This is a genomic window from Luteococcus sp. H91 (assembly GCF_038433135.1).
Classification (GTDB): Bacteria; Actinomycetota; Actinomycetes; order Propionibacteriales; family Propionibacteriaceae; genus Luteococcus.
The window spans coordinates 1-6,948 of the sequence record NZ_JBCDMV010000027.1 but is presented as its reverse complement, the minus strand read 5'-3'; the positions used below and the strand labels follow the sequence as shown (position 1 = coordinate 6,948).

At 67.3% G+C, this 6,948-nt stretch carries 8 protein-coding genes and 1 tRNA gene; 4 read left to right on the top strand and 5 right to left on the bottom strand.

Annotated features, from left to right (window positions below; all coding sequences use genetic code 11):
• From AAEX57_RS13605 to AAEX57_RS13595, 3 genes are all read left to right on the top strand, one after another.
• Positions 1 to 405, top strand: a 405-nt coding sequence (locus tag AAEX57_RS13605; RefSeq protein WP_342097797.1) for a response regulator transcription factor, incomplete at its 5' end; no start/stop codon positions are given.
• Between the two features lie 236 nt (positions 406 to 641).
• Complete coding sequence (locus AAEX57_RS13600) at positions 642 to 848, top strand: hypothetical protein (protein ID WP_342093306.1); 207 nt, start codon at positions 642 to 644, stop codon at positions 846 to 848.
• A gap of 36 nt (positions 849 to 884) precedes the next feature.
• A complete protein-coding gene (locus tag AAEX57_RS13595; protein ID WP_342093305.1) occupies positions 885 to 1,271 on the top strand; it encodes a hypothetical protein in 387 nt (128 codons plus the stop codon).
• A 69-nt stretch (positions 1,272 to 1,340) separates the two neighbouring features.
• Here the strand turns inward: AAEX57_RS13595 and AAEX57_RS13590 are convergent.
• Positions 1,341 to 1,416, bottom strand: a tRNA-Ala gene (locus AAEX57_RS13590).
• 163 nt (positions 1,417 to 1,579) lie between these two features.
• On the opposite strand from AAEX57_RS13590, the gene AAEX57_RS13585 reads away from it, so the two are divergent.
• On the top strand, positions 1,580 to 1,852 hold the full coding sequence (locus AAEX57_RS13585) for a glutaredoxin domain-containing protein (protein ID WP_342093304.1): 273 nt from the start codon (positions 1,580 to 1,582) through the stop codon (positions 1,850 to 1,852).
• 26 nt (positions 1,853 to 1,878) lie between these two features.
• Here the strand turns inward: AAEX57_RS13585 and AAEX57_RS13580 are convergent, their stop codons facing one another.
• The 4 genes from AAEX57_RS13580 to AAEX57_RS13565 all read right to left on the bottom strand — a co-directional run bounded on the left by AAEX57_RS13580 (position 1,879) and on the right by AAEX57_RS13565 (position 6,816).
• Complete coding sequence (locus tag AAEX57_RS13580) at positions 1,879 to 3,051, bottom strand: metallophosphoesterase family protein (RefSeq protein ID WP_342093303.1); 1,173 nt, start codon at positions 3,049 to 3,051, stop codon at positions 1,879 to 1,881.
• Between the two features lie 111 nt (positions 3,052 to 3,162).
• Positions 3,163 to 4,434: a glucose-1-phosphate adenylyltransferase family protein gene (locus AAEX57_RS13575; protein ID WP_342093302.1), complete on the bottom strand. Its 1,272-nt coding sequence runs from the start codon at positions 4,432 to 4,434 to the stop codon at positions 3,163 to 3,165.
• A 58-nt stretch (positions 4,435 to 4,492) separates the two neighbouring features.
• The gene (locus tag AAEX57_RS13570; RefSeq protein ID WP_342093301.1) at positions 4,493 to 5,905 is read right to left on the bottom strand and encodes an ABC transporter permease; all 1,413 of its coding nucleotides are present in this window, start codon (positions 5,903 to 5,905) and stop codon (positions 4,493 to 4,495) included.
• Between the two features lie 152 nt (positions 5,906 to 6,057).
• A complete protein-coding gene (locus AAEX57_RS13565; protein ID WP_446721187.1) occupies positions 6,058 to 6,816 on the bottom strand; it encodes an ABC transporter ATP-binding protein in 759 nt (252 codons plus the stop codon).
• Positions 6,817 to 6,948 lie beyond the last annotated feature (132 nt).

Sequence of the window (6,948 nt, the reverse complement as noted above, 5' to 3'; positions counted from 1 at the left end):
CAATACATCCTGCCGACCTATGCCCAACAACTCTTCGGCACCGCCAGCACCAGCGGAACCGGCTACCTCCTCAAAGACAAAATCAGCGAAGTCCAAGAGTTCATCCACTCCCTCCACGTCATCGCCGACGGCGGAGTGGTCATCGATCCGGAAGCAGCCAAGGCCATGGTGACCACGGGCCGCTCCGGAATGGCCCAGCTCACCGAACGAGAACACGAAGTCCTCGAACTCATGGCCACCGGCATGTCCAACAACGACATCGCCCAACAGCTCGTCATCTCCCCCGCGGCGGTGTCCAAACATGTGGCCAACATCTTCGCCAAACTAGGGCTTTCCCCCAGCCAAGAGAACAGACGTGTCCGCGCCATCCTGCGCTACTTGTCAGAAGTACGTCCCTGGTCCTGAGCCACCCCACGATGCGCATGTCACATCCACAGGCTCTCTGCCCGAACGTCAAGTCGTCGAAGACGCCCAGCCTCCCGCACAGTGACAGCCCAAGCACACCACTATGCCGCCTGCATCGCCGTCAACCCGTGGACGGTGACCATCTCCTCGAGGATCGTGAGCGAGCGGTTGCCCATGGGTGGTGAGCCACGTAGCGTCGACAACTCATCTGCCAGCAACCTGAGGGAGTACTTCCCATGAAGAGCAGTGAGAACAAGGCAAAGCAGATCGCAGCGATGGTCTTCATCGTCATGTGTGCCTTGACCGTCTCCATCTGCGTCCGGGAGCCGACCACGGGACACATCGTGTTCGCTGTGGTCGCGACGCTCGGCTTCACTGCGCTGACGTACGCACTGACGCTGGCCATCTACCGCGGACGAGCGGCCAAGCGCGACCAGAGCTGAGCTTCGATGGCTCCCACCACCAGACGAGATGAGGACATGACCAACCGGACAGCCACGTCGGCGAACCCCTACTTCTGGGGTGCCTTGCCCATTACCGCCTATTCCGCCGCGGCCATCACCGCCGTGCGCACTAACTGGCTCGGCGAGGACACGATCTTTGTGACGTCAATGGCGGCCGCGATAGCGGCTCTCCTGGCGCTCGCGGTCTGGGGATTCATGAAGCAGCGGAGGTCCTTCCCACGGCTCTCCATGCCACCGGCACGCGCGGCAATCTTCGCCGTGGTCGTGGCACTGGCCCTGGCCACGAACCCGAGCAAGAACGTGCAGGTGATGGTGCACATCGCCACCTGCTTCCTGATCGTGGCTGAGGTGGCTCGGATTCATCAGCGGATCTCATCGCAAGAGGCCCTTGGTCAGGAGTGAGAGCGAGCCAGCGGAAGCTGTCCCGAGACAGCAACAGAGGACATACCGTTCGTGGGATGGCCCCTGACCTGGTGGAGCGTACGGGGTTCGAACCCGTGACCTATTGCTTGCAAAGCAATCGCGCTACCAACTGCGCCAACGCCCCGTGCCCCTGATGGGGTACCGGGAAAGTCTACGGCAGGCGGGGTGCGAGCGGCAAAGCGTCGGGTTCGGGTGGAGGCGCTCGGGTCCCGGGATGCGCTCGTGTTGCAGCACGAGCGGACCGCAGGAAACCCGAGGGACCGCTAGGATGCGGCAGGATCGGGGGCATGGAAAGCACCCACTCCGACGCGATCGCCCGACGCGGCGACGACCACGCCATCGTCTACTGGCGCCCCGGCTGCCCCTACTGCGAGCACCTGCTGGCCGGCCTCGACCCCTCCGGCGAGCGGATCAGCCTGGTCAACATCTGGACCGATCCGGAGGCCGCCGCTTTCGTCGCGAGCCTGCAGGACGGCAATGAGCTGGTGCCCACCGTCGTGGTGGGTGAGCGTGTGCTCACCGCACCCGACGGTCCCGAGGTGCTCGCTGCCCTGGGCTGACCCCTCGACAGGCTCGGGGAACGGAATCAGAAGGGCAGCGGGGCGGGCTCGCTGATCCGGACCTCGGCGACGGTCTTGACGTCGATGCCCAGATCCTTGGCGTACAGGTTGCGGGTGGTGAACTCGCCGGGCTTGCGCTCGTCCAGGGTGAAGACCCGGCAGCCACGCAGGTGGTGCTTCTTGTCGCCGTCCAGGCCGTAGGTGCCGTAGCCCGTGCCGGGGGCGTAGCCCAGGTGCACGCCGAAGTAGTTGCCCTCGTAGGTGTTGATGTGGTCGTGGCCGAAGTAGATGCCCATCACGTCGCCCTGCTCGCGCACGGTGTTGTAGATGCCGGAGTTGAACTGGCTGACGTACTCCCGCTCATTGCGCTGCGGGTCGGTGATCTGGTGCTTGACCAGGGCCTTTGCGTGGCTCTCGTCGGTCCAGTCGGTGGGTGATCCGTACCACATGAAGCGGGTTTCCCAGACGGGAATGTGCATCCACATCAGGCCGGGAACCGGGCGGCCGCCATTGCGCTTGGCCAGCTCCATGCTCTGCTCCCGGTACCAGGCCACCTGGTCGGCATGGAGGGTCTCGTAGGTGTACTCCTCCACCTTCTGCCCGTCGAGCGTCTCCTCTTCGTAACGGCCCGAATCCAGCAGCCAGAGGGCGGCGGCGGTGCCCCGGCCACGACGCCCGGCGATCGGCAGCATCAGGTTGGCATGGCCGTTGACGGAGTCGTCGCGCACATTCATGTTGTGCTCGTAACCCAGCAGGAAGTTCATGATCTTGGTCTCGGTCATGCCGGACTTCTTCAGCGAGTCCTCGTCGTGGTTGCCGAAGGTCAGCGCCCACGGCACCTTGGCGGCCTCGACGGGGGCGATCACATTGTTGTAGGCCTGCTTCACCTGCAGCGCGCTGGCCGGGCTGCCATTGATGATGTCGCCGTTGAAGACGACGAAGTTGGGCTTCTCCCGCTCGATGGCCTTGGTGATCAGCTCGATGGTGCGCTTGTCGGTCAGGTGACCGTCCTGGGTGTCGTTGAACTGCAGGACGGTGAACCTGCCGTCGCTGCCGAAGCGGAGCTTGCCCGCCTTGGGGTTCTTCTTCTTGCGACGGCCTTCCGGAGCGGCCTGCGCCTGGCTGCCGGCGGCGGCAGCTGCGGTGATTCCGGCGCCGAGCGCGAGCGCGCCGCGACGGCCGATGGTGAGGTTCGACATTGTTGCCTCTTCCTTGCAGTGGGGTGTTGTGCACCGACGACGCTAGAAGAGCAAGGGAAAGCGCGGGTTTCCCGGCGGATAACGGATCACGACGAAGCCATGACCCAGACCTCAGTCGGTGAGGGATGCACCCGATCCCGGGGCCACCCGGCTGCCGGGCTCCACCACCGACCCGTCGGGGATCACCGCCTCCATGCCAACCAGCGTCACCTCTTCCGACTTGAGCCGGGAATCCTGGTCCTGCGCCTCGTCCGCGCCCACCCGCGCGTCGACGCCCACCCGGCTGCCGGCGTCCAGCACCGACCAGCCGACCCGGGCATTCGCCCCGATGTGGACGCCGCCCATCACCACCGCGTCGTGCACCACGGCACCGGCCTGGACCACGACACCCGGCCCGATCACGCAGCGCTCCACCCGGCCATGGATCTCCGCCCCATCACCAAGCATGGAATCCATCACCTGGCCGCCGCGGTGCACCCGGGCCGCGGGCCCCTGTGGGGAGGCCGTGCGAATCGGCCAGCTTCGACTGTGCAGCAACTCCAGGTCACCCGAGAGCAGGTCCTGATGCGCCCGGAAGTAGGCCGACGGACGCCCCAGGTCACGCCAGTATCCGGGCATCACGTGCGCCGCCACCCGGCCACGCTCCACCAGCCGGGGCAGCAGGTGTTCGCTGAAGTCGCCCAACCCGGTGTCACCGTCCGCGGCCTCGCCGGAGAGTTCCGCGTGCAGTTCGTCCAAGGCCTCCAGCAGCACGTCGGCGTTGTAGAGGAAGACCTCGGACGCGATGGTCTCGGTGTGCGGCTGGTCGGGCTTGTGGTGCACGGCGGTCACCCGCCCCTCGGCAATGTCCACCAGCGTGTGATGACCGGCCTCCGGCAGCCCGATCGTCGTGGTCACGACGGTGCACTCGGCGTCGGCCTCACGGTGGGTGCGGATCACGTCGCGATGGTCCAGGGAATAGACATGGTCAGCGGAGAGCACCAGCACCAGATCCGGGGCGTGTTGCCGGATCAGGCCCCGGATCCGGAAGAGCGCATCGGCATTGCCGGTGGCCATCCCCTCCTCATCGGCCCCGATCCCCTCCTGCGGCGGCAGCACCCGCAGGCCACCGCGGTTGCGGTCCAGATCCCACGGACGACCGTGCGCCAGCACCGGATCAAAGGTGGATGCGTGGTACTGCACCACCACCCAGACGTCGTCGATCTGGCTGTTGACGAGATTGGACAGGCAGATGTCCAGCAGCGAGAAGACGCCGCCGAAGGGCAGGGTGGGTTTGGCCCGGCGCTCTGTGAGCACCTCCATCCGGCTGCCCTTGCCGCCGGCCAACACGATGGCCAACACCCGCTGGCCGGTGGTTGTCGAGTTCGCGGAGCTCGATGTCATGTCTCCAGAGTAGGCAACCGGACCCAAGACCCCACCAACCAGTGGGCTGCCACAGGTCCTACTCGGCGCGGACCAGTCCCGCTGCCAACACCTGCCGCAGCGTGATCCTGGTGGCCACCAGGCTGAGCCAGACCAGTGCGATGCCGCCCAGCAGCACCAGCACCACGGTCAGGGCGGCCATCGGATCTGTCAAGCTGTTCAGCACCCCCAACGGCAGCACCAGGGCCAGGGCCGCCCCACCGGCCAGGAGGACGACGGCCAGGATCGGGCGCAGCACCGCCCGGCGTCGAGCCTCGTCGATCAGGGACGCGGGCATGCCCAGCATGTCCAGCCCGACGTAGAGTTCGCGCCGGTCCAGCACCGCGGCGGTCTGGTTGATCCCCACCGAGCAGGCCACGGTGATGAAGGTGATCGCCAGGGTGAGCAGCACGCCGGTGCGGATGTCCCGGCTCATCAGCTGGTCGGAACCGGTGGTCGGCTGGGAGGTCAGGCTCATCGCGACGCCCATGAAGACGGCGACGAAACTGGTCAGCCCCAGGGCGCCGATCTGGCGCCAGACCTGCTTGGGGTCTTCCAGGATGCTGCGGGCCGCCAGCAGCTGCGACGCGCTCCGTGCCCGACGCAGGTCCGCCCGGGCCACCAGGGAGACCACCCACGGACCGGCCAGGTTCACCGCCAGCATGGGCAGGGCGAACATCGCCACCATCATCACGCCCATCACCAGCATGTCGGCCTGGGCTCCGAGCAGTTTGCCCAGCACCGAGGCAACCAGGATCCCGAGCACCGCGACCACGGCGCGCCAGCGGGAGGTGAGCGGGGCCTGCTGCCGAGTGCGCACCCCGAGCGGGGAGATCTCCACCTTTCGCAGCCCGATCACCGAGCTGACCAGCGCCAATGCCACGATCGCAAGGACTCCGGCCAGCACAGGGAGGACCCCGAGCCACATCCGGCCCGCGCCGATGGCGTCGCCATTGAAGTGCAGCAGCCCGAAGACCGGCATCAAGACGACATACCCGACGACGCCACCCAGCGCCCCGGCCAGGGCCATCGCCCCGGTCTCGGCCAGGGTGAGCATTCGCAGCGTCGATGAGGTGGCGCCCAGCAAGCGCAGCGAGCTGAGCCGGGTGTCACGGCGACGGGCGGACAACCGGGCCGCCGCCCCGGCCAGGGTCATCAGCGGGATGACCAGCAGGATCAGCGCGATGATGGACAGGAAGCGGTACATCCCGGCCAGGTCACCCGTCGTGGTGAAGAAGTAGTGCACGCCACCAGCCACCGAGAGGCTCAGCGTGCTGGCGACGGCCATGGCCACGATGGGGAGCAGCCAGCTGGCCCGGTCCCGCAGGGTGGGGCCGGCCAGCAGCCGAAGCAGTTCCTGGGTGGAGCCCAGCGAGGATGTGCGACGGGGAAGCTGCGGATCCTGCGGGGGCTGTTGCGACGGGGCCTCGACCGACCCGACCGCCACGGCCATCTCCGCAACCCTCCTGCCCGAGCCCAACCCAGCCACGTTCGCCGAGGCCAACCCACCCACGTTTCCCGATCTTGTCGAGGGGCCCTGATCCGACAACTGGGGCCGGGCCCACGGATCCATCGCCTCGGCCTCCGTCCAGACCACCCGGCTGCTCATGCTGCACCCGCCAGGGTGGGGCGCAGCGCGTGGCTGTCGCTGATGATCTGGCCGTCCTGCAGCCGCACGACCCGGGAACACTGGGCCGCGACGTGTTCGTCGTGGGTGACCATTACCAAGGTGCGACCACGCCTTACGGTGGCGTGCAGCAGGGCGCCGAGCACCTCGCCGGAGGTGTGCTGATCGAGCGCGCCGGTGGGTTCGTCGGCGAAGGTGATGCTGGCGCCGGTGACCTGACTACGGGCGATGGCGACGCGTTGCACCTGGCCCCCGGACATCTCGCCCAGTCGTCGGCCCTCCAGCCCGGCCAGGCCCAGGTGGGCCAGCCAGCCGACTGCCTGCGCCTCGGCGTCGCGTCGGGTCAGGCCGGAAAGCATCAGCGGCAGCGCGGCGTTCTCCAGCGCGGTGAGTTCGGGCAGCAGCAGGCCCTGTTGGAAGACGAAGCCGAAGGACTCTCGGCGGAGCCGGGCTCGCTCACCCTCGTCGAGGGCCTCGATCTGGATCCTCTCCCGCGGGCTGTCCAGGGTGATCCGGCCCGCATCGGCGCGCAGGATACCCGCCAGGCAATGCAGCAGGGTGGTCTTGCCGGAGCCCGAGGGGCCCATCACGGCGACGGATTCACCCAATCGGATGGCCAGACTCACCCCCGAGAGGGCGACGGTGGGGCCATAGGTCTTGGTCAGTCCGGTGCCGATCAGGACGGCGTGGTCGGGCGGTGGCACCGGTGAGCCGGAGTGTTTCGGGGCAGTGTTCATCATGCCCACCAGCCTTCCGGCCGGGCCCGTCATCAGGCGTCGCTCGCTCGAATGGCCTTGTGGCGGCCCCGCTCACCCCGCGGGATGAGTACCCACCACCCCGTGGGTGGAAGAAATTGTCAGAGTCTGCTC

Excerpts from the sequence above, each read along its gene's own strand:
- AAEX57_RS13600 (WP_342093306.1), top strand. The coding sequence starts at position 642 with ATGAAGAGCAGTGAGAACAAGGCAAAGCAGATCGCAGCGATGGTCTTC.
- AAEX57_RS13595 (WP_342093305.1), top strand. The coding sequence starts at position 885 with ATGACCAACCGGACAGCCACGTCGGCGAACCCCTACTTCTGGGGTGCC.
- AAEX57_RS13585 (WP_342093304.1), top strand. The coding sequence starts at position 1,580 with ATGGAAAGCACCCACTCCGACGCGATCGCCCGACGCGGCGACGACCAC.
- AAEX57_RS13580 (WP_342093303.1), bottom strand. The coding sequence starts at position 3,051 with ATGTCGAACCTCACCATCGGCCGTCGCGGCGCGCTCGCGCTCGGCGCC.
- AAEX57_RS13575 (WP_342093302.1), bottom strand. The coding sequence starts at position 4,434 with ATGACATCGAGCTCCGCGAACTCGACAACCACCGGCCAGCGGGTGTTG.
- AAEX57_RS13570 (WP_342093301.1), bottom strand. The coding sequence starts at position 5,905 with ATGGCCGTGGCGGTCGGGTCGGTCGAGGCCCCGTCGCAACAGCCCCCG.
- AAEX57_RS13565 (WP_446721187.1), bottom strand. The coding sequence starts at position 6,816 with ATGAACACTGCCCCGAAACACTCCGGCTCACCGGTGCCACCGCCCGAC.